18 protein-coding genes are annotated in these 24,819 nt (G+C 62.2%); 10 read left to right on the plus strand and 8 right to left on the minus strand.

Translation table 11 applies throughout. The features are described 5' to 3' along the window. The first annotated feature begins 62 nt into the window (after positions 1-62). Positions 63-527 (plus strand): bacterioferritin, encoded by a 465-nt coding sequence (bfr, locus tag LIY45_RS23870; protein WP_003210048.1) that lies wholly within the window; start codon positions 63-65, stop codon positions 525-527. 68 nt (positions 528-595) lie between these two features. Here bfr and uvrA read toward each other — a convergent pair whose 3' ends face one another. Beyond that, positions 596-3,430 carry an excinuclease ABC subunit UvrA gene (gene uvrA, locus LIY45_RS23875; RefSeq protein ID WP_010174605.1) on the minus strand — a complete coding sequence of 945 codons (2,835 nt, stop codon included), beginning with the start codon at positions 3,428-3,430 and terminating at the stop codon, positions 596-598. Between the two features lie 178 nt (positions 3,431-3,608). Between uvrA and LIY45_RS23880 the strand changes: the two genes are divergently transcribed. Both LIY45_RS23880 and LIY45_RS23885 read left to right on the plus strand, forming a co-directional pair. Next, positions 3,609-5,003 (plus strand): MFS transporter, encoded by a 1,395-nt coding sequence (locus LIY45_RS23880; RefSeq protein WP_017476314.1) that lies wholly within the window; start codon positions 3,609-3,611, stop codon positions 5,001-5,003. 9 nt (positions 5,004-5,012) lie between these two features. Then, a complete protein-coding gene (locus LIY45_RS23885; protein ID WP_003210042.1) occupies positions 5,013-5,531 on the plus strand; it encodes a single-stranded DNA-binding protein in 519 nt (172 codons plus the stop codon). A gap of 90 nt (positions 5,532-5,621) precedes the next feature. Here LIY45_RS23885 and LIY45_RS23890 read toward each other — a convergent pair whose 3' ends face one another. Continuing rightward, positions 5,622-6,530, minus strand: coding sequence for a LysR family transcriptional regulator (locus tag LIY45_RS23890; RefSeq protein ID WP_226477790.1), 909 nt, complete (start codon positions 6,528-6,530; stop codon positions 5,622-5,624). A 103-nt stretch (positions 6,531-6,633) separates the two neighbouring features. Here LIY45_RS23890 and tam point away from each other — a divergent pair, with 103 nt between their 5' ends. Then, positions 6,634-7,395: a trans-aconitate 2-methyltransferase gene (tam, locus tag LIY45_RS23895; protein ID WP_226477791.1), complete on the plus strand. Its 762-nt coding sequence runs from the start codon at positions 6,634-6,636 to the stop codon at positions 7,393-7,395. Positions 7,396-7,407: 12 nt separating this feature from the next. Here the strand turns inward: tam and LIY45_RS23900 are convergent, their stop codons facing one another. Next, positions 7,408-7,959, minus strand: coding sequence for a cysteine hydrolase family protein (locus tag LIY45_RS23900; RefSeq protein WP_226477792.1), 552 nt, complete (start codon positions 7,957-7,959; stop codon positions 7,408-7,410). Positions 7,960-8,054: 95 nt separating this feature from the next. On the opposite strand from LIY45_RS23900, the gene LIY45_RS23905 reads away from it, so the two are divergent. The 3 genes from LIY45_RS23905 to LIY45_RS23915 all read left to right on the plus strand — a co-directional run bounded on the left by LIY45_RS23905 (position 8,055) and on the right by LIY45_RS23915 (position 11,058). Continuing rightward, complete coding sequence (locus LIY45_RS23905) at positions 8,055-9,035, plus strand: helix-turn-helix domain-containing protein (RefSeq protein WP_226477793.1); 981 nt, start codon at positions 8,055-8,057, stop codon at positions 9,033-9,035. A 171-nt stretch (positions 9,036-9,206) separates the two neighbouring features. Further along, positions 9,207-10,316, plus strand: coding sequence for a DUF3182 family protein (locus tag LIY45_RS23910; RefSeq protein WP_226477794.1), 1,110 nt, complete (start codon positions 9,207-9,209; stop codon positions 10,314-10,316). Beyond that, entirely contained in the window at positions 10,306-11,058 is a 753-nt protein-coding gene (locus tag LIY45_RS23915; RefSeq protein ID WP_003210032.1) for an alpha/beta fold hydrolase, read from the plus strand. The genes LIY45_RS23910 and LIY45_RS23915 overlap by 11 nt, the downstream gene beginning before the upstream one ends. Here LIY45_RS23915 and LIY45_RS23920 read toward each other — a convergent pair. The 4 genes from LIY45_RS23920 to LIY45_RS23935 all read right to left on the minus strand — a co-directional run bounded on the left by LIY45_RS23920 (position 11,045) and on the right by LIY45_RS23935 (position 15,462). After that, the gene (locus LIY45_RS23920; RefSeq protein WP_226477795.1) at positions 11,045-11,998 is read right to left on the minus strand and encodes a lysylphosphatidylglycerol synthase domain-containing protein; all 954 of its coding nucleotides are present in this window, start codon (positions 11,996-11,998) and stop codon (positions 11,045-11,047) included. The two genes, LIY45_RS23915 and LIY45_RS23920, sit on opposite strands and share 14 nt — an antisense overlap. After that, the gene (gene clsB, locus LIY45_RS23925; RefSeq protein ID WP_226477796.1) at positions 11,991-13,274 is read right to left on the minus strand and encodes a cardiolipin synthase ClsB; all 1,284 of its coding nucleotides are present in this window, start codon (positions 13,272-13,274) and stop codon (positions 11,991-11,993) included. The genes LIY45_RS23920 and clsB overlap by 8 nt, the downstream gene beginning before the upstream one ends. After that, positions 13,271-14,047, minus strand: coding sequence for an endonuclease/exonuclease/phosphatase family protein (locus LIY45_RS23930; protein WP_226477797.1), 777 nt, complete (start codon positions 14,045-14,047; stop codon positions 13,271-13,273). The genes clsB and LIY45_RS23930 overlap by 4 nt, the downstream gene beginning before the upstream one ends. A gap of 212 nt (positions 14,048-14,259) precedes the next feature. Then, positions 14,260-15,462: an MFS transporter gene (locus LIY45_RS23935; RefSeq protein ID WP_226477798.1), complete on the minus strand. Its 1,203-nt coding sequence runs from the start codon at positions 15,460-15,462 to the stop codon at positions 14,260-14,262. Between the two features lie 178 nt (positions 15,463-15,640). On the opposite strand from LIY45_RS23935, the gene LIY45_RS23940 reads away from it, so the two are divergent. Continuing rightward, positions 15,641-17,755 (plus strand): mechanosensitive ion channel domain-containing protein, encoded by a 2,115-nt coding sequence (locus LIY45_RS23940; RefSeq protein ID WP_226477799.1) that lies wholly within the window; start codon positions 15,641-15,643, stop codon positions 17,753-17,755. 131 nt (positions 17,756-17,886) lie between these two features. Here LIY45_RS23940 and LIY45_RS23945 read toward each other — a convergent pair whose 3' ends face one another. After that, entirely contained in the window at positions 17,887-22,167 is a 4,281-nt protein-coding gene (locus tag LIY45_RS23945) for a DEAD/DEAH box helicase (RefSeq protein ID WP_226477800.1), read from the minus strand. A 378-nt stretch (positions 22,168-22,545) separates the two neighbouring features. Here LIY45_RS23945 and LIY45_RS23950 point away from each other — a divergent pair, with 378 nt between their 5' ends. Both LIY45_RS23950 and LIY45_RS23955 read left to right on the plus strand, forming a co-directional pair. After that, positions 22,546-23,436: a sugar nucleotide-binding protein gene (locus LIY45_RS23950; protein ID WP_008436463.1), complete on the plus strand. Its 891-nt coding sequence runs from the start codon at positions 22,546-22,548 to the stop codon at positions 23,434-23,436. Between the two features lie 243 nt (positions 23,437-23,679). Next, positions 23,680-24,804: an ATP-binding protein gene (locus LIY45_RS23955; RefSeq protein WP_226477801.1), complete on the plus strand. Its 1,125-nt coding sequence runs from the start codon at positions 23,680-23,682 to the stop codon at positions 24,802-24,804. Positions 24,805-24,819 lie beyond the last annotated feature (15 nt).

Consider the following 24,819-nt stretch of genomic DNA (forward strand, 5'->3'; position numbering starts at 1 on the left):
CCCGTGACCTCCGGGTCATCATGGTTCAAACTACAGACTTTCAAGCAGGGAGATGTAGGGCGATGCAAGGTCACCCCGACGTAATCGATTACCTCAACACGTTGCTGACGGGCGAACTGGCAGCTCGTGACCAATATTTCATTCACTCGCGGATGTACGAAGACTGGGGCTTTACCGAGCTCTACGAGCGCATCAACCACGAAATGGAAGAAGAGGCACAGCACGCCGACGCGCTGATGCGCCGGATCCTGATGCTCGAAGGCACGCCGCGTATGCGTCCCGACGACCTGGACACCGGCACCACGGTACCTGAGATGCTCGCCAGCGATTTGCGCCTTGAGTACAAGGTACGTGCCGCGCTCTGCAAGGGCATCGAGCTCTGCGAGCAGCACAACGACTACGTCACGCGGGAAATCCTGCGGGTGCAGTTGAACGACACTGAAGAAGATCACACCTACTGGCTGGAAAAGCAGTTGGGCCTGATCAAGTTGATTGGCCTGGAGAACTACCTGCAATCGCAGTTCTGATTCCTCCGGCTACAAAAAAGCCCCTGTCACTGTGTAAGTGACAGGGGCTTTTTCGTGGGGCTGAACAATCAGTCCTTGTCGCGGGCCAACAGCGGCTTGAGGTAGAAGCCGGTGTGAGACTGCTTCATCTCCGACACTTGCTCCGGTGTGCCGACCGCAATGATCTGCCCACCTTTGGAGCCGCCTTCCGGCCCCAGGTCCACCAGCCAGTCGGCGGTCTTGATCACGTCCAGGTTGTGCTCGATCACCACCACGGTGTTGCCGTGGTCACGCAACCGATGCAGTACATCCAGCAACTGCTGGATATCCGCGAAGTGCAAACCCGTGGTCGGCTCATCGAGGATATACAAGGTCTTGCCGGTATCACGCTTGGACAGCTCGCGAGACAGCTTGACCCGCTGCGCTTCACCACCCGACAGCGTGGTCGCCGACTGCCCGAGCTTGATGTACGACAGGCCTACATCCATCAGCGTCTGCAGCTTGCGCGCCAGGGCCGGTACCGCGTCAAAGAACACCCGGGCTTCCTCGATCGTCATCTCGAGGGTTTCGTGGATGCTCTTGCCCTTGTACTTGATCTCCAGGGTTTCGCGGTTGTAGCGCTTGCTCTTGCACACGTCGCACGGTACGTAGATGTCCGGCAGGAAGTGCATCTCAACCTTGATCAAGCCATCGCCCTGGCACGCCTCGCAGCGCCCGCCCTTGACGTTGAACGAGAACCGGCCAGGCCCGTAGCCACGTGAGCGGGATTCCGGCACACCGGCGAACAGCTCGCGAATCGGCGTAAATAGCCCGGTGTAGGTCGCCGGGTTGGAACGCGGTGTGCGGCCAATCGGGCTTTGGTCGATATCGACTACCTTATCCAGGTGTTCCAGACCCTTGATGCTGTCGTGAGCGGCGGCTTCAAGAGTCGTCGCGCCGTTCAGTGCGGTGGCGCTCAACGGAAACAACGTATTGTTGATCAGCGTCGACTTGCCCGAACCGGATACACCGGTCACGCAGGTCAGCAGTCCCAGCGGGATTTCCAGATCGACATTGCGCAAGTTGTTGCCACGCGCGCCTTTGAGGTGCAATGCCATCTTCTTGTTGCGCGGCGTACGTTTGGCCGGCACGGCGATCTTCACGCGGCCCGACAAGTATTTGCCGGTCAGCGAGTCAGGATGCGCCATCACTTCTGCTGGTGTGCCCTCGGCGACAATATGCCCACCGTGCACGCCCGCGCCCGGCCCGATGTCGACCACGTAATCCGCAAGACGAATGGCATCTTCATCGTGCTCAACCACGATCACCGTATTACCGATGTCCCGAAGGTGCTTGAGCGTACCCAGCAAGCGATCGTTGTCCCGTTGATGCAAGCCAATGGATGGCTCATCGAGGATGTACAACACACCCACCAGGCCGGCGCCAATCTGGCTGGCCAAGCGAATCCGCTGTGCCTCACCACCGGAAAGCGTATCGGCACTGCGGTCCAGCGACAGGTAGTCCAACCCCACGTTAACCAGGAACTGCAACCGCTCACGAATTTCCTTAAGGATCTTGTCGGCAATCTCCCCGCGGCGGCCTGTCAGTTTCAGTGTGCCGAAGTATTCGCAGGCATCGCCAATCGGCAGGTTGGTCACTGCCGGCAGGGTTTTCTCACCGACCCACACATGCCGCGCTTCACGGCGCAGGCGCGTGCCACGGCAGTCCGGGCACGGCTGGGTGCTGAGGAACTTGGCCAGTTCTTCGCGCACGCTGGCGGATTCGGTCTCGCGGTAGCGTCGTTCCAGGTTCGGCACGATGCCTTCGAACGGGTGGGAGCGTTTGACGATATCGCCACGGTCGTTCAAATATTTGAAGTCGACGTTCTGCGAACCGCTGCCGTGCAGGATGAATTTCTGGTGTTCGGCCGTCAGTTCGTTGAAGGGCACTTCGAGGCTGAACTTATAGTGCGAGGCCAGCGAACCCAGCATCTGGAAGTAATAGACGTTACGCCTGTCCCAGCCGCGTATCGCGCCCTCCGCCAGCGTGAGGTCACCATTGACCAGGCGCTTGATGTCGAAGAATTGCTTAACCCCCAGGCCATCACAGGTCGGGCAGGCGCCCGCCGGGTTGTTGAAGGAGAACAGCTTCGGCTCCAGCTCGCTGATGGCATGGCCACAGATCGGGCAGGCGAAGCGCGCGGAGAAGATGATTTCTTCCCCTGGCTCGTCGTCCATGGGCGCTACCAGGGCAATACCGTCCGCCAGCTTCAATGCGGTTTCGAAAGACTCCGCCAGGCGCTGCTGCAAATCGGCACGCACCTTGAAGCGGTCGACCACTACGTCAATCGAATGCTTCTTCTGCTTATCCAGCTTCGGCGCTTCGTCCAGCTCATAGAGCTTGCCGTTGATCCGGGCACGCACAAAACCTTGCGCACGCAGTTCTTCGAAGACGGAAAGATGTTCACCCTTGCGCTCGCGAATCACCGGTGCCAGCAGCATCAGCTTGGCGCCTTCCGGCTGGGCCAGCACCAGGTCGACCATCTGGCTGACGGTCTGGGCTTCCAGGGGAATGTCGTGGTCCGGGCAACGGGGAATACCCACGCGGGCATACAGCAGGCGCAGGTAGTCGTAGATCTCGGTGATGGTACCCACGGTAGAGCGCGGGTTATGGGACGTGGATTTCTGTTCGATGGAAATCGCGGGCGACAGGCCTTCAATGGTGTCGACGTCGGGCTTTTCCATCATCGACAGGAACTGGCGGGCATAGGCCGACAGGGATTCCACGTAGCGGCGCTGGCCTTCGGCGTACAGCGTGTCAAACGCCAGGGACGACTTGCCGGACCCGGACAAGCCGGTGATGACGATCAGTTTGTCCCGTGGCAGGGTCAGGTCGATGTTCTTCAGGTTGTGGGTTCGAGCCCCACGAATCAGGATCTTGTCCAAGATGGCCTCGCACGGCGGGCGTAAATAATGCAGGAGTATACGGCTAAAGACTGGATGAATATACACTGTCAAAGTGCCGGGTGCAGCCTTACATGAAAGCTGCGCGGCAAAGCGCCGCATATACCCTCTCAATCGATGGGACTGGTAGAATCGCCGCCGGTTCACACGAGGTTTATCCATGCACGATCCCCACAGCGAACGCATGAGTGGCAGCGAGACCCGCGCAGCGAGCGGTCTGGCCCTGGTGTTCGCATTCCGTATGCTTGGCATGTTTATGGTGTTGCCGGTGCTGGCGACCTATGGAATGGATCTCGCAGGAGCGACCCCGGCCCTGATCGGCCTGGCGATTGGCGCCTATGGCCTGACCCAGGCGCTGTTTCAGATTCCGTTCGGGATCATTTCCGACCGCATCGGCCGCCGGCCGGTGATCTACCTGGGCCTGATCGTATTCGCCCTGGGCAGTGTGCTCGCGGCCAATGCCGACTCGATCTGGGGCGTGATCGCCGGACGCGTCCTGCAAGGCGCGGGCGCGATTTCCGCCGCCGTCATGGCGCTGCTTTCCGACCTGACCCGCGAACAACACCGCACCAAGGCCATGGCCATGATCGGCATGACCATTGGTCTTTCGTTCGCCGTGGCAATGGTGGTTGGCCCGCTGCTGACCCGCGCGTTCGGCTTGCACGGCCTGTTCCTGGCCACGGGTGGCATGGCGTTGTTCGGCATCGTGATCGTTGCCTTTATGGTGCCGCATTCCACCGGGCCGCTGCAGCATCGTGAGTCGGGCGTCGCGAAACAAGCGCTGTTGCCCACCCTCAAGCACCCGGACCTGCTGCGCCTGGATTTGGGTATCTTCGTATTACACGCGATGCTGATGTGCAGCTTCGTCGCCTTGCCCCTGGCCCTGGTGCAAAAAGCCGGGTTGCCCAAGGAGCAGCACTGGTGGGTCTATCTCACCGCGTTGCTGATTTCGTTCTTCGCCATGATCCCGTTCATCATCTACGGCGAGAAGAAACGCAAAATGAAACGAGTTCTGTTGGGCGCCGTCGCGACACTGATGCTCACTGAGCTATTCTTCTGGCAGTTCGGCGACAGCCTGCGGGCGCTGGTGATCGGCACGGTGGTGTTCTTCACCGCGTTCAACCTGCTGGAGGCTTCATTGCCTTCGTTGATCAGTAAGGTTTCACCGGCCGGCGGCAAAGGCACGGCGATGGGCGTGTATTCCACCAGCCAGTTCCTCGGTTCTGCACTGGGCGGGATCATGGGCGGCTGGATGTTCCAGCATGGCGGTTTGTCGGTTGTGTTCCTGGGATGCGCAGGTCTGGCTGCCCTCTGGCTAGCCTTTGCTGTTACCATGCGCGAACCTCCCTATGTGACGAGCCTGCGCTTGCCGTTATCGCCCGAAGCGATCCGCGAAGCCGGTCTGGTCGAGCGCCTTAAGGCCGTTGTTGGGGTTACGGATGCTGTGGTTGTTACTGAAGAAGCCGCCATCTACATCAAATTGGACACCGAATTATTGGATCGCGCGACGCTCGAGCAACTGGTCAACCCAGTGCCGACAGCGCGCCCAGCCTAGGAGAACGTTATGGCCCGTGGGGTTAACAAAGTCATATTGGTCGGTACATGCGGCCAGGATCCCGAAGTTCGCTACTTGCCGAACGGTAACGCCGTGACCAACCTGAGTCTGGCGACCAGCGAGCAGTGGACCGACAAGCAAACCGGCCAGAAGGTCGAGAAAACCGAATGGCACCGTGTGTCGATGTTCGGCAAGGTTGCAGAGATCGCCGGTGAATACCTGCGCAAAGGTTCGCAGGTCTACATCGAAGGCAAACTGCAGACCCGCGAGTGGGAAAAAGACGGCATCAAGCGTTACACCACCGAAATCGTGGTCGACATGCAAGGCACCATGCAACTGCTGGGTGGCCGTCCACAAGGCGACCAACAGGGCCAGGGCGGCATGTCCAACTCGGCACCGCGTCCACAGCAGCAGTCCCGTCCGCAGCCGACCCAGCAGCCACAGCGTGAGTCGCGTCCAGCGCCACAGCAGGCCGCTCCTCAGCCGGCAGCCGACTTCGACAGCTTTGATGACGATATCCCGTTCTGAGGTCGCTTGAGACCCGAACTGTCGCGTAACACCTGAAAACCCCCGATGGCTTTTGCCTCGGGGGTTTTTCATTTCGTGGCTGGCAACCGGCTAAACATCAGTAGAGGCGGCGCTCACCACCAGTTCCCGAAACCGCTCCAGCACTGATGACGTATCACCCACCCGCGTTGCCAAATGCAACGGCGCTACCAGGCTCCGACACTCCGAAAGCTCCCGATAAACAATCCCGTCACCCCGCAACCGCTGCATGGACGCGGGCACGATCGAAACCCCAAGCCCCGCAGCCACCAGGCTCAGCGTCGCCGTCATGCGCGGCGCTTCCTGCACAACCTGCGGGCTGAAACCCGCTTCGCGACACGCCACCAGAATCGCGTCATACAACCCAAGTCCCACCCGGCGCCGGTACAGCACAAAGGCCTCGGTGGCCAATGCCGCCAACGGCAGCGGCGTTGACGGATCGATAGCCAGCGGGTGATCAGTGGGCAGCGCCAGCAACATCGGCTCCACCAGAATCGGCTCATCCTGTAACACCTGCGTCCCGCTCAGCGGCGAACGGATAAAGGCCGCGTCGAGTTTTTCATGGAGTAAGGCGTCCAGCAGTTCACCCGTGCCAGCTTCTTCCAAAACAACAGAAACACCGACAAAGGTTTCCCGAAACAGGCGCAACACGCTGGGCACAAATGGATGCAAGGCGGCAGAGCTGGTGAAGCCAATCGCCAAGCGCCCGCGTTCACCACGGGCGGCGCGGCGCACAATGTCGGCCACACCATCGACGCTGGCCAAGATATGCCGCGCCTCTTCAAGCAAGGCCAAGCCCGCAGTGGTCGGGCGCACGCCCCGGGGCAGGCGCTCCATCAGCACCACACCCAACTCGGCTTCAAGACTTTGCAACAGGCGGGTCAGTGGCGGTTGCTGCATGCCCAGTCGTTCTGCCGCGCGGGTGATATAGCCTTCTTCGGCAATCGCGACGAAGGCCCTAAGTTGCCTGAGTTCCAGCATAGGAATACTTTTCAGGTATGGGAGGTGATCAATCGTGGCATTTGTTCTCATGGATCACAAGATTTAGGCTGTCGTCACTCCTCACAGAAGAAGGAATGCCGCAATGACCTGGTCAGCCAAGCAATACTCGATGTTCGAACAACAGCGCACCCGTCCCGTCCGGGATCTGGTAGCAGCCATCCCTGAGGGTGACGTGCGTACCGCTGTCGACCTGGGTTGCGGCCCGGGCAATTCGACTGAAGTCCTGGCTGATCGCTTTCCGCAGGCATTGGTCACCGGCATGGACAGTTCCGATGACATGCTGGTCGATGCCCGCAAGCGCCTGCCCGCGTTGAACTTCGAATTGGCTGATATCGGCGCCTGGAACCCTGTGCAGAAATTCGACGTCATCCTCGCCAATGCATCGCTGCAATGGCTGCCTGATCACGCCACGCTGTATCCGCATTTAGTCAATCAACTGACCCCCGGCGGCACCCTGGCGGTGCAGACGCCCGACAATCTTGACGAGCCGGCCCACAAGCTGGCGCGGGAAGTCGCAGCGGACGGCCCGTGGGCCGCAAAGATCGGCAGCGTCAAACACAATGAACGCCATACCGCGAGCTACTACTTTGAGTTGCTGAGCCAACACTGCTCCACGGTGGATATTTGGCGCACCACCTACCACCATCCGCTGGCAGGTTCTGCTGCGGTGGTGGAGTGGTTCAAGGGCTCGGCATTGCGCCCGTTCATGGCGCCTCTGACCGAGTCAGAAAAGAGCGCCTTCCTCGACGAATACCTGGCGCGGATCACCAAGGCGTATCCAGCGCTGGCCGATGGCACGGTGTTGCTGCCATTCCCGCGCCTGTTCATCATTGCTACCCGGTAAGAGCGGGGGAGATCAATCGGCGGACAAGAACTGTTCCGCCGATACCACGCTCGCGTAAGCAAACCCCAACGACGACATAAACGCCGCATGCACCTGGGCTGCCGGCACGGTGGTGCCATTGAATTCCAGATCCCGCGTCGCGCAGGCATCGTGGATCACCGTCACGGCGTAGCCCATATCCGCCGCCGCGCGCACCACGCCGTCGATGCACATATGGCTCATGCTCCCCACCACCACCAACTCGGTGATGCTGCGTTGTTCCAGCAGTGCCCGCAGGTTGGTTTCGCGGAACGCATTGACGAAATGCTTGAGCACCACCGGCTCATCGGCCTGGTTCAGCACCTTGGGGTGCAGATGCGCACCTTCCGAACCCGGGGTGAAGAAAGGTGCATCGTCGGAGGTGAATTCGTGGCGTACATGAATCACCGCATCGCCCGCCTGGCGAAACGCCTGGAGCACTTGCTGTGCCTTGTCTGCCGCGGCGTCCACTCCGTCAAGCGGCCACTTGCCCTGGGGGAAGTAGTCGTTCTGGATATCGATTAGGATGAGTGCTTGCTTGGCCATGTGGGTTTCCTTGTGAGGGTTGATGCGTCCAGTATCCTGGCTGGCGCGGCGCCAGGGGATTGGCCGCACCGACAATAACAGAGGGAAAACTGACAATGGCAATCGTCGAGCTCGGCGTGCTGATCTACAGCGGTGCGCAAATGGCCGCCGTGCATGGCTTGACCGACCTGTTCGCGGTCGCCAACCGGATTGCGGCTGAGCATCAGTCCGAGCAACTGCCGTCCCTGCGCATCAGTCATTGGCAGGCCGAAACAGGCCATGCGCCGACCCGTGTGTTCGACAGCCAACCCGGCGCAGGGCAGGCGCTGACGGCCTTGCTGATTCCACCTTCCATCGCCGGCTTTTCCGAAGGCCAGGCGTCCGCCGAACTGTTGGATTGGCTGCGCCAGCAACACCGCACCGGGACCATTCTGGGTGGGGTGTGCGTGGGCTCGATCCTGATGGCGGAAAGCGGCCTGTTGGACGGGCGCAGCGCCACCACGCACTGGACGTCGGCCAAATCCTTCGCCGCCCGTTACCCGTCCATCCGCCTGGAAGCCGACAAACCCATCGTCGACGACGGCGACCTGATCACCACGGCCGGCCTTATGGCCTGGTCCGAACTGGGCCTGCGCCTGGTAGACCGCTTGCTCGGCCCGAGCATCGCTGCCAGCACCGCGCGTTTCCTGGTGATCGAACACAGCGACAGCGCCAGTGAATGCGGGAGTAACTTTGCGCCGATCCTCGCCCATGGCGACGGCGCGATTCTCAAGGTGCAGCATTGGCTGCAGGCCAGCGGTGCGGTGGATGTTTCATTGGCCGCCATGGCCCAGGAGGCGGGCCTTGAGGAGCGCACGTTCTTGCGACGGTTTCGCGCCGCCACCGGCTTGAAACCCACCGAGTACTGCCAACACCTGCGGGTCGGCAAGGCGCGGCAGATGCTCGAGTTCACCAACGGCACCATTGATCACATCGCCTGGACCGTGGGTTACCAGGACCCAGGCGCCTTCCGTGCCACCTTCAAGAAAATCACCGGGCTGGCGCCGAGCGACTACCGTAGCCGTTTTGGTGTGATGCCGGCCAAGGCCCAAGCCTGAATCGTGCAGAAAACCGCGACACCGGGATCACTTCGTGCAGAATAAAACAGGCCAAGTGCTATCGCTTTTCCCGCAACTGATTGATTCCCTGCCTGTTTAAACAAGCCCCGCCTTGGCTTGATCCCTGCAACTGTTCCCCGACACACATGGCAGGACAGCCAAGGGGGACGCATGACCCCGACCAATCGCAAAAAAATCGTGGTGGCGCACTCAATCCGTCCGGATGCGCCATTACACGAAGTCGAAACCAACCGCGCCCTGGCCCGCTGGCTGGCGCACATCCTCGGGCTCAAATACGGCGGCAGCTATAACCCCGAGCTGCACAGTGGGCGCGATCTCTATCTGTTACCTACGCAGACGCTGGTCGGCGCGGCCCAGGCGCGGCAGTTGGGTGTCAAAGGCCCTGAGGATTTGTGGGGCGGCTACGTCGACCACGATTTCATCTGCACCAAGGCCATCAGTCACGGCTTGCTGAATAAAAACGCGGTGGCCCCGGAAGGCTGGTCGCCGCCGTTTTCCGAGCGCATCCGCAATGTGGTGTTGGATGGCTTGAGTGTGCACGCCCTGGAAGATGCGCGACCAGCGGCGACCCACTTGCTCGACACCGGTCCGATCCGCCTCAAGCCCGTGCATGCCTGTGCCGGTCGCGGCCAGGAAGTGATCCGCAGCCTCGACGAATTCGACGCCATCCTCGCGCGCCCAGACGCAGCGCAATTGTTCAGCGAAGGCGTGGTGCTGGAGCAGGACCTGCGCGACGTGGTCACCCACAGTGTCGGCCAGAGCTTTATCGGCGATCACGTCATCAGCTACTGCGGTGATCAATACCTGACCCGGGACGGGCAGGGCGAAGAGGTCTATGGTGGTTCTAACCTGCTGGTGGTGCAGGGCGGCTACGAAGACCTGCTCCAGCTCGAGCTGCCCGATGATGTACGTCTGGCTATCCAACAGGCGCAGGCCTTCGATAACGCGGCGGATGAGGCCTATCCCGGGTTCTATGCCTCGCGGCGCAATTACGACATCGCTCAAGGCCTGGATAGCGATGGCCAGCGCCGCAGCGGCGTGCTGGAGCAATCCTGGCGCATGGGAGGGGCCAGCAGCGCGGAAGTCGCGGCGCTGCAAAGCTTCGTCAACAACCCCGGGCTGCGGGCGATTTATGTCTCCTCGGTAGAGACCTACGTCGACCAGCCACTGCCGGCTGATGCGATCGAGGTGTACCGGGGCCCGGCAGAAAACAGCGACTTTCTTCTCAAGTACGTGACGGTCAAATCCTATGACGGCTAGAAGCGAAACCATTGCCATTGATATCGACGACGAACAGATGAGCGGGACCTTCCTCAGTCCCAAATCGAAAGTGCCGGGGGTGTTGTTTGTCCACGGCTGGGGCGGCAGCCAAGAGCGCGATTTGGAACGAGCCAAAGGCATCGCCGGGCTGGGTTGTGTATGCCTCACATTCGACCTGCGTGGCCACGCCGGCAACGGCATTCCGCTGTCCCGCGTCACCCGCGAAGACAACCTGCGGGACCTGCTCGCAGCCTATGACCGACTGCTGTCACATCCGGCCATCGACACCTCGGCGGTGGCGGTGGTGGGCACCAGCTACGGCGGTTACCTGGCTGCCATCCTCACCTCGTTGAGGCCCGTACGCTGGCTGGCGCTGCGGGTGCCGGCGCTGTACCGCGACCAGGAATGGCTCAAGCCCAAGCGCGACCTCGACAAGGCCGACTTGATGGATTATCGCGGGACCTTTGTGCACGCCGAAACCAATCGCGCGCTGCATGCCTGCGCGGCGTTCACGGGTGATGTGCTGATTGTTGAATCCGAAACGGATGACCATGTGCCCCACGCCACCATCATGAGCTACCGCGCCGCCTGCCAGCAGACGCACTCGCTGACCCACCGGATTATCGACGGTGCGGATCACTCCCTGAGTGACCCGGTGTCCCAGCAGGCCTACACCTCGATCCTGGTGGACTGGATCACCGAGATGGTGGTGGGCGAGCGCTTGAGCATCATCCAGTCGTAAGCGTCTTCTTCACCCGCAGCGCCTTGGCCTTGGCTTCCACCGCGAGGTACATCACCAGCGCCACCAGCAGCGGCAGAATGAAGTAGATCGCGCGGTAAGCGATCAGCCCCGCGAGCAAACTGCCGCGGGACGCTTCGTGCTGCATCAGGGCAATGAACACCGCCTCCAGCACCCCAAGCCCTGCGGGTATATGCGTGACCACCCCGGCAATGCTGCTGATCAGTAACACCCCGAGCACCACGGGGTAATCCAGTTGCTTGGGCAGCAGCGTGAAGATCACCGCCGCCATCAGCGACCAGTTCAGCGCGCCGAGTGCCAGCTGCAACACCGCCATGCGCAGCGACGGCAGGCTGATTTCAATCCCGCGCACTGACCACGCGCGTTTTTTCGACAAGCGACAAGCCAGCAGATAACCCAGGCTCGCCAGTACCAGCAATACGCCGACGCCTTGCAGCGCGCCACTGCTGAGTTTCCACCCCGGCGGCAATGTCACCAGCCCGCTGCTGAACACCGCGCCGGCAATCGCCATGTAGCCGAACCAATTGGTGGCCAGGCTCAAGCCGAGGATCTTCGCGATATTCCCGCTGCTGACCCCAAGCCGGGAATACAGGCGATAGCGCATGGCGATGCCACCGACCCAGGCGCTCAGGTTGAGGTTGAAGGCGTAGCTGATGATGCCCACCGGCAAGATCTGCTTCCAGCGCAAAGGCTGGCGGATGTAGGTGCGGCCGATCAGGTCAAAGCACGAATACACCACGAAGCTGCACGCGGTCAGCGCGCCGGCGATGAGCAAGGTGCGCAGCTTGAAATCCCCAAGGGTGTCGAACACTTCGCTCCAGTCGATACGCCGGGCGAGCAGGGTGAACAACACGATCAGCACCAGGAAAAACACCACCGTCAGCGGCTTTTTCCAGCGTGCGAAGCGGCCTCTTTCAGTCATGCTGCTGAGGCTCCTCATGAACGAAGGGTTTCAACTTCGGTTTATGCGCCGGCAGCCAGCCGGTCCAGGATGGAAAATGCCGCAGCACATGGAACACCACAAACCCCACGGTCACCCGCCAGAACCAGCCGCGAGGCGCGCGGTTTTCCGGCATGGTCTTGCAGTGGTTCTGGCTCAGGTATTCCAGGCGCTCGAACAACTGCTGATTGAACCCGCGATCACGAATCAGCACATTCGCCTCAAGGTTCAGCGACAGGCTCAGCGGGTCGAGATTGCTCGAGCCCACCGTGCTCCACTCCTCATCCACCAGCGCCACCTTGCCGTGCAGCGGGCGCTGGCAGTACTCGTGGATCACCACACCTTCCTTGAGCAAATAGTCATACAGCATGCGTGCCGCGAGCTTGGCCAGCAGCACATCCGGCTGGCCCTGCATGATCAATTGCACCTGCACACCGCGCCGCGCGGCATTACGAATTTCCCGCAGCAGACGATAGCCGGGAAAGAAGTAGGCGTTGGCAATCACCACCCGCCGCTCGGCCTTGCGCAGCGCGTGCAGGTAGGCCTCTTCAATATCGGTTCGGTGTTGCAGATTGTCCCGGTAAATCAGCCGCACCAGGCCATCGCCTTCGCCCGCGGCCCATGGCGACGGTCGTTGCTCGCGCCGCCAGCCGCGCCGTTTACGCACGCGCCGGCCGCTTTGTGCGAGGGCGAAATGATGCAGGTCGGCCACCGCCGAGCCTTGCACCTGCACCGCATAATCCTGCTTGGCTTCGGGGCCGAAATCCCCCAGGTGATCCGCAGAAAAATTGATCCCGCCGATAAACGCCACGCTGGCATCCACCACCACAATCTTGCGGTGCAGGCGGCGAAACCAATTGGTGCGAAAGCCCAGTGTCTTGCTCGCCGGGTCGAACATCTGCACGGTCACGCCGGCCTGGCTCAATTCGCTGAGAAACCCCGGTGTCAGCTCGCCACAACCAAAGCCATCGAGGCTGGCGACGACCTTTACGCCACGCTGCGCGGCCTCGATCAAAATGCCTTTCAGCTCGTGACCGACCTTGTCTTCAAACAGGATAAAGGTCTCCAGCAGGATCTCCCGCTGCGCCTGGCGCATCGCCTCGAACACCTTGGGAAAGTAGGCCTCGCCGTTCTCCAGCAACTCCACCTGGTTACCGTGTTGCCAGCCGTAATCCAGGTCCCGGGCCACGGCATCGTCTGGCGGTTGATCGGTCGCGATATGTTCCACCGCGACCTTTTCCAGTGGGGCGCTGTTCATAACTCGATCTCCACCGACAGCGGCGCGTGGTCCGACAAATGTGACCACGGGCGGCTGGTCAGGACTTGTGGCTGATGCACCTTGAGGTTGCGCACATAGATGCGGTCCAACGGTAGCAGCGGTAGGCGCGCCGGGAAGGTACGGGCCGGCTTGCCGTGGGTTTCGACAAACACTTCCCGCAGCCCGCAGTGGGCAAGATCGGCCCGCTGACGCCAGTCGTTGAAGTCACCGGCGACAATTACCGGTGCGTCGGCGGGAATCTCGGCGATCCGCTGGGCGATCAGGCGCAGTTGCTGCTGGCGATGCACCTCACGCAGCCCGAGGTGCACGCAGATGGCATGCACGTCCCGCGCGCTGCCCGGCAAACGCAGCACGCAATGCAGCAGCCCGCGGCTTTCGTGGCCGCTTTGGGAAATGTCGAGGTTGTCGTAGCGGATGATCTGGAATTTCGACAGCAACGCATTGCCGTGGTCGCCATGGGGATACACCGCATTACGCCCATAGGCATATTGCGGCCAGATGCTGTCGGCGAGGAACTCGTACTGCGGCATGCTCGGCCAGTTGCTGTAGCGCTTGGGATGGCGCTCGTGGGTGCCGTGGATTTCCTGGAGGAACACCACATCGGCCGCCACGCTGCGAATCGCCTCCCGCAGCTCGGGCAGAATGAAGCGCCGGTTGAGCGCGGTGAAGCCCTTATGAGTATTGACCGTCAGCACCCTGAAGCGGGTGATGGCTTCGGTGGGCGTGATCGGCATCAGCTCCGGGTGGGTCATGGTTGCTCCCGTGGGTTGGGTGTCGAGTGACCTCCGTTTTTGGATGACTGTGGAATTTGGCAGAAAGTTTCGGCGCCCTTACAGACGGCACACAGCAAAATGTGGGAGCGGGCTTGCTCGCGAAGACGGTGGGTCAGTCGATATCTCTGTTGACTGACACACCGCTTTCGCGAGCAAGCCCGCTCCCACATTGGTTCTTTATCGCTGCGGGATCAGTGCCCGCCAACCACCCGGGTCGAGCTCTCGGCATACACCGGCCCCAGCCGGTCAAGGCGCCCGCTCCAGGCCGTCAGCGCCAGGGCCACCAACACCACCGAACCGCCAATCCACGCCGTGTGGATCAAGCCCATGTGGGCGACGATCAAGCCACCGGCCCACGCACCACCGGCGATCCCCAGGTTGAACGCCGCAATGTTCAGGCCCGAGGCCACGTCCACCGCGTTCGGCGTGTGATGTTCCGCCTGGCGCACCACGTACACCTGCAAGCCCGGCACGTTGCCGAAGGCGACCGCGCCCCACACCAGCACCGTGGCCAAGGCCAGCCATGGGTTGCTTGCGGTCATGGTCAATACAAACAACACAGCGGCGAGCAGGGTGAAGATGATTTTCAGGGCACTGATCGGCCCGCGTTTGTCCGCCAGTGTGCCGCCCCAGATGTTACCGACGGCCACCGAGATGCCGTACACCAGCAGCACCAGGCTGACGGTGCCGGCGCTGAACCCGGAGATGTCCTGAAGGATCGGCGCCAGGTAGGTGAACGCGATGAACGAGCCGCCGTAACCCACCGCCGTCATGGCATACACCAGCAGCAGCCGTGGCTGTTTCAGGACTTGCAGTTGCTGCAACAGCGACGCGGGTTTGCTGTGGGCGATGTTGTTCGGCACGTAGAGCAGGCTGCCGATAAACGCGATCAGACCCAGGGCCGAGACGGCGAGGAAGGTTTCACGCCAGCCGAAGTGCTGGCCGATAAACGTCCCCAGCGGTACACCGGTCACCAACGCCACGGTCAGGCCGGTAAACATGATGGCAATCGCACTGGCGGCTTTTTCCTTGGGCACCAGGCTGGTGGCGATGGTCGAGCCAATCGAGAAAAACACCCCGTGGGCCAGGCCGGTGACGATCCGCGCCAGCACCAGGGATTCATAGCTCGGCGCCTGCCAGGCCAGCAGGTTGCCGAGGGTGAACAGCACCATCAGCGACAACAGCAGCCATTTACGCGGCACTTTGCCGGTCAGGGCGGTGAGCACGGGGGCGCCGATGGCCACGCCCAGGGCGTAGAGGCTGACCAGCAGGCCGGCGGACGGCAAGTCGACACCCAGGTCGGCGCCGATAGTGGGTAACAAGCCAACGATGACGAATTCGGTCGTCCCGATGGCAAAAGCGCTGAGGGTCAGCGCGAGCAAGGCAATGGGCATGGCTGCAACTCCGGTGGGTTTCAATCAGGAGCGCAGTCTCGGGTGTTGGCTTGTGTGGAAAAAGACAGGTAGTGGCATTTGATATTTGCCTGGTACGCACGGATCGACGCGCGGGGGGGAACGATCAGGCCTCAAACCCGTCAGTTCCTTACAGACCCTTCTGAAGGAGCCCGGTGTTTTGTTGAATTTAAAGACTGTGCTACTGCTCGGCACGCTGCTGTTCTGTGGCAGCGGCGCGCTGCAAGCGGCGACCGCCCCCGCGGCTCCAGCGCCTGCCGCCCCGGCCACGCCGGAACTGTTGGTGGAAGGCGGCCTGCTCGGCGCCATCAGCTCCAGCATCGATGATGTGCAGGACAAACTCGACCTCAACCAGAACCTGATCGACGCCTGGCGCCTGCGGGCCGATCGCGCGGCGGATGAGGTGGACAAGCTGGTCAACCAGCCGTCCGAGCGTTCCTCATGGAGCGTGGCGGGGGATTTCCTGGTGTTGTCCGGGGTGTGGATCGGCGCATTCACCGCGCTGACCCTGCTCGGGCGCTTTATCGTCAAGCGCTTGAGCCTGCAGCGGCACATCGCACAACGCCAGCGCCTCCAGGCGTTGCTCGGCTACTTGATTCCCTACACGATTCCGGCCGTGATCTGCCTGCCATTGACGCTGTATGTCAGCCACTTCCTGCCCACCTCGGTAGGCCGGGCCCTGGCGCTGTGTTTTGCCTATGCCACCAGCAGCGGTATTTTTTCCACCTCGATCCTCTTGTGCGTCATCGTCATGTTCAACGTCGGCCACAAGCGCCCGGCCGTGCAGATTATTCGTGACTACTGCCCCAAGCCGCTGTTCCTGATCGGCTTCCTCGCCGCCCTCAGCGATGCGTTGACCAGCCCACAGATCGCCCGCCAATTTGGGGGCAATATCACTGCCAGCGTCGCGATCTTCACCGGGCTGTTTGCCTCGGTGATTTTCGGCATGCTGGTGATTCGCCTGCGCCGTCCGGTGGCGCATTTGATCCGCAACCGGCCCCTGGCCCAGCGCTTGAAACACCCGGCAGTGCAGCAATCCCTGCGGGTGTTTTCCGGCGTGTGGTATTGGCCGATTCTGTTGATGGTGCTGGTGTCGGCGATCAACCTGATCGGCGCCGGCGACGACAGCCAGAAAGCCCTGCGCTGTGCGCTGTTCACCACAATCCTGCTGATCGGCACGGTGTTCCTCAGCACGGTATTGCAGCACCTGTTCCAGTCCCGCAGCACGGTGGCGGTCCAGCGCAGCAGCGCCTACAAGGAACGTTTCCTCAGCTTGTTGCACGCGTTGTTGCGCATCGTCATGGCCATCGCCTTTATCGAAATCCTTGGGCGTATCTGGGGCGTTTCGCTGTTTGAATTTGCCCAGCGCAACTCCGTGGGCCGGGCCATCAGTGATTCCCTGAGCAGCATCGGTTTGATCCTGCTGGTGACCTGGCTGTTCTGGGTAGTGCTCGACACCGCGATCCAGGAAGCGCTGAAGCCACCGGTCAACAAACGCTTCAGCCGCCAGCCCAGCACGCGGGTGAAAACCATCCTGCCGTTGTTGCGCAACGCGGTGAAAATCATCCTGGTGGTGATCTGTGCGATCACCACCATGGCGAACCTGGGGATCAACGTCGCACCGCTGCTGGCGGGTGCCGGGGTGGTGGGGCTGGCCATTGGTTTTGGCTCCCAGCAACTGGTGCAGGATGTGATCACCGGGCTGTTCATCATCATCGAAGACACCCTGTCGATCGGCGATTGGGTGGTGCTCGACTCCGGCCATGCCGGCACCGTCGAGGGCCTGACCATCCGCACCCTGCGCCTGCGGGACGGCAAGGGATTTGTGCATTCGGTGCCGTTCGGGCAGATCAAGGCGGTTACCAACCAGTCGCGTCAATTCGCCTATGCGTTTTTCTCGGTGCAGTTCACCTACGACACCGATGTCGACAAGGCCGTGGAACTGATTCGCGAGGCGGGGCAGTCGATCCGCGACGACGTGTTCCTCAAGTACAACCTGCAAGGGCCGCTGGAGGTGTTTGGCGTCGACAGGATGGACCTCAACGGCGTGGTGCTGACGGCGCAATTCCGCACGGTGTCGGGCGGGCAATATGCGGTGAGCCGTGCGTTTAACCAGCGGTTGAAGAAGCTTGTGGATAACTGTGCCTTCGTCCACTTCGCGCAAACTTATCCACAGCAGGTGATGGTGCCGCAGCGGGTTGGGCAGCAGGTGGATGAACCGGAGGAAGAGGTGCCTTCGTCGGTGGTGCTTACTGAGCAGCCGAGAACCCAATAGTTTTGGGTTGGGGCTACCGGCCTCTTCGCGAGCAAGCCCGCTCCCACAATCGACCGCATTCCAAGGGTGGAACCGTATCGAATGTGGGAGCGGGCTTGCTCGCGAAGGCGTCATTACGGGCGCTACACGAGTCAGCGCCTGATCAGCTTCTCCCGCACCAACCCCGCCGCCTGCGCATCCAACTCCAGCAACACCTGCTGCTTGCCCGCCATCTCCACCGCCGCCGGCAATCCATCCCGATACACCAGCCGATTACCGCTCAACGCCGGCACCTTGCTGCCCGGCAGCAGCGTACCCACCAGGTTCAGCGGGTCCGCTCCACACACGGCAATCAAGCTGCCATCGTGGGGCCGCCGCCGAACTTCCCGCAGCAGGGGAATCGCTTCCGGCAACGCAAACTGTTCTCCCGCCAGACCACTCACAAACCGGCCACCACGAATCTCGCCCCGGGCTTCCAGCCGGTGGAACGTGCGCAGCAATTCCCGCCAACTGGGCAGCCAGTCCGCCTCGCGCTCCAGCAGGCGCCAGAACACCACGCCGTAGCGGCGCAGCAAGGTCATCGCCACATGCTCCAGCGTCTCGGCCGAGTGAGCCGTCGGGCGCGTACCGTCCGCCACCGGCGCCCGCCGTACCAGGGCCCAACGCCCGGCATCGTCCATCCCGCCGACAAACGCGCCGCGACCGCGCCGACTGCTGCGGGCCTGGCGTTTGCTCGCAGGTGTGGTCAGTGCACGCAGGCCGGCAAAACTGTCGGCGTTCGCCAGTCCGGCGCCCACCAGTTCCTGCAAGGCGGTTTCCAGTTCGCTGCGCAGCAGATGGGCTTCGTGGACCAATTCATCAAAAAACAGCGCGCCGTTTTCCCGCAGCGCCTGATGGACTTTCTGCGCCTTGGGCGACAGCTCGCTGCTGTCGGGCGCTTCGGTCAGCCCACTCCACAACGACACCTGGCTGCGGGGCAACAACACTACCGGCGTGCTACGCAAGGCTGTCGCGCCAGTCTTGTTGCTCAGGCGCGTCCACACCACCTTGCCGCTGCGGCACAAATCGTCCAGCCAGTGGGGCGCGTAATCCTTGATTCGGGCGCTGAGCAAATCGCTGTCCCAGGCCGACGTGGCTGCGGCATAGCCTTCGAACTGCGCGACGATCTGCGGCAACACCGCGCTGCCCTGGCCACGGGTGCCCTCCGACAGGTGCTGCCAGTCGAACAGAAACCGCATGAAATCCTGCAACGCCACCGGCTCGATTTCCCGGCGCAGACGCTTGACCGTGTAGCGGTGAATACGCGCCAGCAGGTGGCGTTCGCACCATTGTTCGTCGCTGGCGCCGGGGCTGAAACGGCCGCGCAGTACGTAGCCTTCGCTTTCCAGCCGCGCAAGTGCCTGTGATACCTCTGCCACCGGCAAGGCCAGGGGCGCGGCGATCTCGATCAGGGTCAATGGGCCAAAACCGCTCAGGCGCGCCCGCAGAACTTCCACCAGGGCTTCATCGAAGGTCCAGGGCTCATCGAAACCGGGTAGCAGCGGCAGGTCATTTGGATAGATCGCCTTTAAGCAACTCAAGCGCTCCAGGGCGACCCAAACGGCTTGGTCGGCACCGATCTGCAATCGGCTGGCGCGCCCACCGTCGGCCAGGGCTTGCAGCCATTGGGCCCATTGCGGCGCAACTTCCGATTCAGCGATGCACGCCAGGCTCATCAACGCTTCATGCATTTCATCCAGGCCGTTGGGTGCCGGCCAGGCTTCCTCGCACACACCGGCAATCGCTTCGGCATCCAGCGCGCCGAGGTCGTCAGTGCTTTGCGGGTCGCTCCAACGGCGGTTGAGCACGGCCTGGGTACGACGTTCTTCCAGCGGTGCGTCATCAAGAAAGGTGTAGGGGCGGGCGCTGAGAATCTCCGCTGCCAAGGGTGACGGCGCCGGCAGGTCGCGGCTGATCAAACGGATTTCGCCGCGCTCCATGCGCCGCAGCAGGGCCAGCCAGCCTTCGCTGTCCATGGCCTCGTGCAGGCAGTCGTCGAGGGTTTGCTCCACCAGCGGATGCTCCGGCACTTCCCGCTCGCCGGCGAGGTTTGCCAGGCAGGCGATCTGGTCCGGGAACACACTGGCGATCAGGTCTTCACTCTTCATGCGCTGGATCTGCGGCGCCACCTTGCGCCCGCCGGTGTAACGCGGCAGCGCCAGGGCCACGCCGGCATTCCAGCGCCAGCGCACGCCGAACAGCGGCGCATCCAGCACCGCCTGGATCAGGATGTGCTCGGCGGTGTTGCTGTTCAGGTAGCGCCACACTTCATCCAGCTCAAAGCTGTGGCTGGTGGACAGCGACAACACAATTGCATCCTCGCTGGCGGCGGCTTGCAGTTCGAAGTTGAAGGTGCGGCAAAACCGTTTGCGCAGCGCCAGGCCCCAGGCGCGGTTGATGCGACTGCCGAACGGCGTGTGGATGATCAATTGGGTGCCGCCGGACTCGTCGAAAAACCGCTCCATGATCAGCGTGTCCTGGGACGGCAGCGCACTCAATGCCAGCCGCGCTCGCGCCAGGTAATCCACCAGTTGCTCGGCGCTGGCCAGGTTCAAGCCGAGGGTGCCGGTGAGCCAGTCGAGCGCCGCCTGCAGCTTGCCGGGCGTGGCCCCCAGCCGCTCGTCCAGTTGCCCATGCAGGCGCGCCACGGCAAACGACAACTCGGCACTGCGGCCCGGTGCCTCACCGAGCCAGAACGGAATGGTCGGCGGTTGGCCGTGGGCATCCTCGACCCGCACTTTGCCGGCTTCCACCCGCAGGATGCGGTAGGACGTGTTGCCCAACTGGAAGATATCCCCGGCGATGCTTTCCACCGCGAAGTCTTCGTTGACGCTGCCGATGTTCAGGCTTTGCGGCTCCAGCAGCACGCTGTAGTCGGCGTTGTCGGGGATGGTGCCGCCGCTGGTCACGGCGGTGAGCTTGGCGCCCCGCCGGCCGCGCAGGGTGCGGGTGATGGCGTCGCGGTGCAGGTAAGCGCTGCGGATGCCCTGGCGGCCGTTGTAGCCCTCGGCGAGCATCTGTAGCAGCGCCTGATAGTGGCGTTCATCCAGTTCGGCGTAGGGCGAGGCGCGGCGGATCAGCGTGAGCAGGGCCTGTTCCTGCCATTCCTGGCAGCTGACTTCGGCGATGATCTGCTGGGCCAGCACATCCAGCGGCGCGACCGGGATCAGCAAGGTGTCCAGCTCGCCCCGGCGCACGCAGTCGAGGAGGGCAGCGCATTCGATCAGGTCGTCGCGGGTGGTGGCGAACAACCGGCCTTTGGGCGTGCCGCCGACCTGATGCCCGGAGCGTCCGACCCGTTGCAGGAAACCGTTGATCGAGCCGGGCGAGCCGATCTGGCACACCAAATCAACCTCGCCAATATCAATCCCCAGCTCCAGCGACGCGGTGGCGATCAGCACTTGCAACTCGCCGGCCTTGAGCCGTTGTTCGGCGTCCAGGCGCAGTTCCTTGGCGAGGCTGCCGTGGTGGGCGGCGACGGCGGTTTTGCCCAGGCGCTCGCTCAAGTGCCGGGCCAGGCGTTCGGCCAGGCGCCGGGTGTTGACGAAAATCAGCGTGGTGCGGTGTTGTTTGGCCAGTTCGGCGAGGCGGTCGTAGACCCGCTCCCACACGTCGTTGGCCATGACCGCCGACAGCGGCACCGGCGGTACTTCGATATCCAGGTCCCGTGGGCGCGCGTGGCCGATGTCGACGATCTCGCAAGGCCGGCCGGTACCCACCATAAAGCGCGACACCGCCTCGATGGGCTTTTGCGTGGCGGACAGGCCTATGCGGGTCAGCGGTTCGCTGCACAAACCCTGCAGGCGCTCCAGTGTCAGGGCCAGGTGGCTGCCGCGTTTGCTGGCGGCGATGGCGTGGATCTCATCGACGATCACCGTGCGGATGCTGGCGAGCATCTGCCGGCCGGAATCCGAGCCCAGCAGCACGTAGAGCGATTCCGGGGTGGTCACCAGGATATGCGGCGGGTGCTTGCGCATCAGGGCGCGGTCTTTCTGCGGCGTGTCGCCGGTACGCACGGCGGTGCGGATCGCCAGCGGCGGCAGGCCCAGGCGCTGCAGGTGGTCGGTGATACCAGCCAGCGGGTTTTGCAGGTTGATCTGGATATCGTTGGACAATGCCTTGAGCGGCGAAACGTAGACCACCAGCGTCTGGTCTGGCAGTTGGCCGCCATTGGCCAGGCCTTGGTGTACAAGGTCGTCCAGCACCGCGAGAAAGGCGGTCAGGGTCTTGCCGGAGCCGGTGGGCGCGGCAATCAACGTCGAGCGGTGCTGGCGGATCAGCGGCCACGCCCGGGCCTGGGCGGAGGTCACCGACGGGAACGTACTGCGGAACCAGGTGCTGACGGCGGGGTGGAAACCGTTCAAGACCGTGTCCGTTGATTCAGGAAGGTTCATACCGCAATTTATGCGGCCAGCCCCGGCAACTTGCAACCCCGGCTGTGGCGAGGGAGCTTGCAGTGGCGAGGGAGCTTGCTCCCGCTGGAGTGCGCAGCGCTCCCGCTTTTTTGGGGCCGCTACGCAGCCCAGCGGGAGCAAGCTCCCTCGCCACAGCAAGCTCCCTCGCCACAGCAAGCTCCCTCGCCACAGCAAGCACCCTCGCCACAAAAGGCTCTCTCTATCTAAAGCCCCCGGCCGCAGTCGGCGGCGCACTTTATAAGTGACGGTTGCGCTACAAACCCGCAAAATGCAACGATTCTGGCAAATGCCAACGGCATGGCTCACAAGCCTGTCGATAATAACCATCGTTCCAAACAGACCGGGCCTGCTCAATCTATGCGAATGCGCCTTATGTTACTGGGCGGCGGGAATGCCCTCGGGCAGGCGCTGATTCGCCTCGGTGCGGAGGAAGACATCGGTTTCCTCGCCCCGCGTCCGCCCCAAGACGGCTGGGATGCCGCGAGCCTCACGCAACTGCTCGACGACACCCGTCCCGATGCCTTGATCAATCTTGCCTATTACTTCGACTGGTTTCAGGCGGAGACGGTCAGCGAGACGCGTCTGGCCGCGCAGGAATATGCGATCGAGCGCCTGGCGGAACTGTGCCAGCACCACAGCATCACTTTGCTGCAACCGTCCAGCTACCGGGTGTTCGACGGCTCCCGCGCCACCGCCTACAGCGAAAAAGATGAACCCGTGCCCTTGGGCCTGCGGGGCCAGGCGTTGTGGCGCATCGAGCAGAGCGTACGCGCCACCTGCCCGCAGCACGTGCTGCTGCGTTTTGGCTGGCTGCTGGATGACAGCGTCGACGGCACCCTCGGACGCTTCCTGGCCCGTGCCGAAAAACCGGACGAACTGCTGATGGCCGACGACCGCCGGGGCAACCCGACGCCGGTGGACGACGCGGCGCGGGTGATCATTTCGGTGCTCAAGCAACTGGATTGCGCCGCGCCGTTGTGGGGCACTTATCACTATGCCGGCCACGAAGCGACCACCCCGCTGGCGCTGGGGCAGGCGATCCTGACCGAAGCGCGCAACTTCCACCCGCTGGCCGTGGAAGCCCCGACCGCCCAGGCCCACGCCGCCCGTCCGGATGCCGCCGATGAACCGCAACACGCGGTGCTGGCCTGCAAGAAAATCCTCCACACCTTCGGCATCAAGCCACGGGCATGGCGGGCCGGGTTGCCGGCGTTGCTCGACCGGTTCTACCGACACGGTCAAACTTAAAAAAAGGCGCCTGCAACAGGCGCCTTTTTTGCGGCGGTGTCCGGACGGATTCGGTTGATACGTGTTGGCCAGGCGGGGGCACCACGGCATGCGAAAAATTTGAAACCTTTGGTGCGCCCGGTCATCCATGCCAATAGGGATTGATTGTGCTTACGGCTCGTTCAGCAAAAGCAAAAGTCTGCATTCAGAAGAAGACTTCGCCCATCCAGCCATGGGCAGCCTAAAAGAGGAGCCCCACCCATCATGGCAACACATTCTCCGGTGAATGGTTCGCCGCCGCCTCACGATGATGTGTATGAGGAGGCGCACGACCTGCAGTTCGCTTTGAGTACCGCCGGGCTTGGTATATGGCGCCTGGATTTGACGACGGGTGAACTGAAGACCTCGGCCACTTGCCGCCTCAACTTCGGACTCGAACCACAGATACCGTTCAGTTATGAGCACATGCAGCGCTTGGTGCACGCCGAAGACAAGCGCCGAGTGGCCGAAGCGTGGGATCGCTCCATCGCTCAACGTGGCGACTACGACATTCACTACCGCGTCATCACGCCACGGGGTGAAACTCGCTGGCTGCACGTGTGCGCAAGACCCCGTTATGCCGATGATGGTCTACCCGTCGCGATGACGGGAACCGTTCAGGAGGTGAGCCAAGAGCAGTCACTTCAGTCGCAGAAGATGGACGCGCTGGGGCGGGTAACTGGCCGAGTAGCTCATGACTTTAACAATCTGCTGACGGTGATCCGTTCTTCAGCGGATCTTTTGAAGCGGCCTTCCCTATCAGAAGAGCGGCGCCTGCGCCTGGTGGAAGCCATTTCCGAGGCGGTGGAGCGTGGTTCTCATTTCACCAGCCAATTGCTGTCCTTCGCTCGCAGGCAAGCCCTCCATCCCGCACCGCTGGATGTCAACTCAAGTACATTGGCCATGGTCGATACGATTGCTGTGCGGGTTGGCACAGGCATCCACGTGCGCATCGAGTCCACAGCATTACCCTGCGTTGTTAACGTCGACCCAGGACAGTTTGAAGCCGCCATTCTCAATATGGTCATGAACGCCCGCGACGCCATGATGGATAAGGGGGAGATGGTCATCCGTGTTGAGTCGATGGACCTTATCCCTGCGTCCGATGGCTATCCCCTTATCAAGGGGCGTTTCGTTGCCGTGTCCATCACAGACAATGGCTCGGGTATCGCTCCGTTCAGCCTCGACAGAATCTTTGAACCGTTTTTCTCCACCAAAGGCAAAGGCCAGAGAACGGGGCTGGGGCTCAGTCAGGTATTTGGTTTTGCCAAACAGTCGGGGGGAGAGATCAGGGTCGAGAGTCGTCTGGGTCAGGGAAGTACGTTCACGCTTTATTTGCCCCGCCCTTGAACTGGATGAGCGGAT

The sequence above is a fragment of the Pseudomonas sp. MWU16-30323 genome, assembly GCF_020515595.1.
Taxonomy (GTDB): Bacteria; Pseudomonadota; Gammaproteobacteria; order Pseudomonadales; family Pseudomonadaceae; genus Aquipseudomonas; species Aquipseudomonas yamanorum.

What these genes read in the sequence shown, in the direction of transcription:
- bfr (WP_003210048.1), top strand. Translation starts at nt 63, where the DNA reads ATGCAAGGTCACCCCGACGTAATCGATTACCTCAACACGTTGCTGACG.
- LIY45_RS23880 (WP_017476314.1), top strand. Translation starts at nt 3,609, where the DNA reads ATGCACGATCCCCACAGCGAACGCATGAGTGGCAGCGAGACCCGCGCA.
- LIY45_RS23885 (WP_003210042.1), top strand. Translation starts at nt 5,013, where the DNA reads ATGGCCCGTGGGGTTAACAAAGTCATATTGGTCGGTACATGCGGCCAG.
- LIY45_RS23890 (WP_226477790.1), bottom strand. Translation starts at nt 6,530, where the DNA reads ATGCTGGAACTCAGGCAACTTAGGGCCTTCGTCGCGATTGCCGAAGAA.
- tam (WP_226477791.1), top strand. Translation starts at nt 6,634, where the DNA reads ATGACCTGGTCAGCCAAGCAATACTCGATGTTCGAACAACAGCGCACC.
- LIY45_RS23900 (WP_226477792.1), bottom strand. Translation starts at nt 7,959, where the DNA reads ATGGCCAAGCAAGCACTCATCCTAATCGATATCCAGAACGACTACTTC.
- LIY45_RS23905 (WP_226477793.1), top strand. Translation starts at nt 8,055, where the DNA reads ATGGCAATCGTCGAGCTCGGCGTGCTGATCTACAGCGGTGCGCAAATG.
- LIY45_RS23910 (WP_226477794.1), top strand. Translation starts at nt 9,207, where the DNA reads ATGACCCCGACCAATCGCAAAAAAATCGTGGTGGCGCACTCAATCCGT.
- LIY45_RS23915 (WP_003210032.1), top strand. Translation starts at nt 10,306, where the DNA reads ATGACGGCTAGAAGCGAAACCATTGCCATTGATATCGACGACGAACAG.
- LIY45_RS23920 (WP_226477795.1), bottom strand. Translation starts at nt 11,998, where the DNA reads ATGACTGAAAGAGGCCGCTTCGCACGCTGGAAAAAGCCGCTGACGGTG.
- clsB (WP_226477796.1), bottom strand. Translation starts at nt 13,274, where the DNA reads ATGAACAGCGCCCCACTGGAAAAGGTCGCGGTGGAACATATCGCGACC.
- LIY45_RS23930 (WP_226477797.1), bottom strand. Translation starts at nt 14,047, where the DNA reads ATGACCCACCCGGAGCTGATGCCGATCACGCCCACCGAAGCCATCACC.
- LIY45_RS23935 (WP_226477798.1), bottom strand. Translation starts at nt 15,462, where the DNA reads ATGCCCATTGCCTTGCTCGCGCTGACCCTCAGCGCTTTTGCCATCGGG.
- LIY45_RS23945 (WP_226477800.1), bottom strand. Translation starts at nt 22,167, where the DNA reads ATGAACCTTCCTGAATCAACGGACACGGTCTTGAACGGTTTCCACCCC.
- LIY45_RS23950 (WP_008436463.1), top strand. Translation starts at nt 22,546, where the DNA reads ATGCGAATGCGCCTTATGTTACTGGGCGGCGGGAATGCCCTCGGGCAG.
- LIY45_RS23955 (WP_226477801.1), top strand. Translation starts at nt 23,680, where the DNA reads ATGGCAACACATTCTCCGGTGAATGGTTCGCCGCCGCCTCACGATGAT.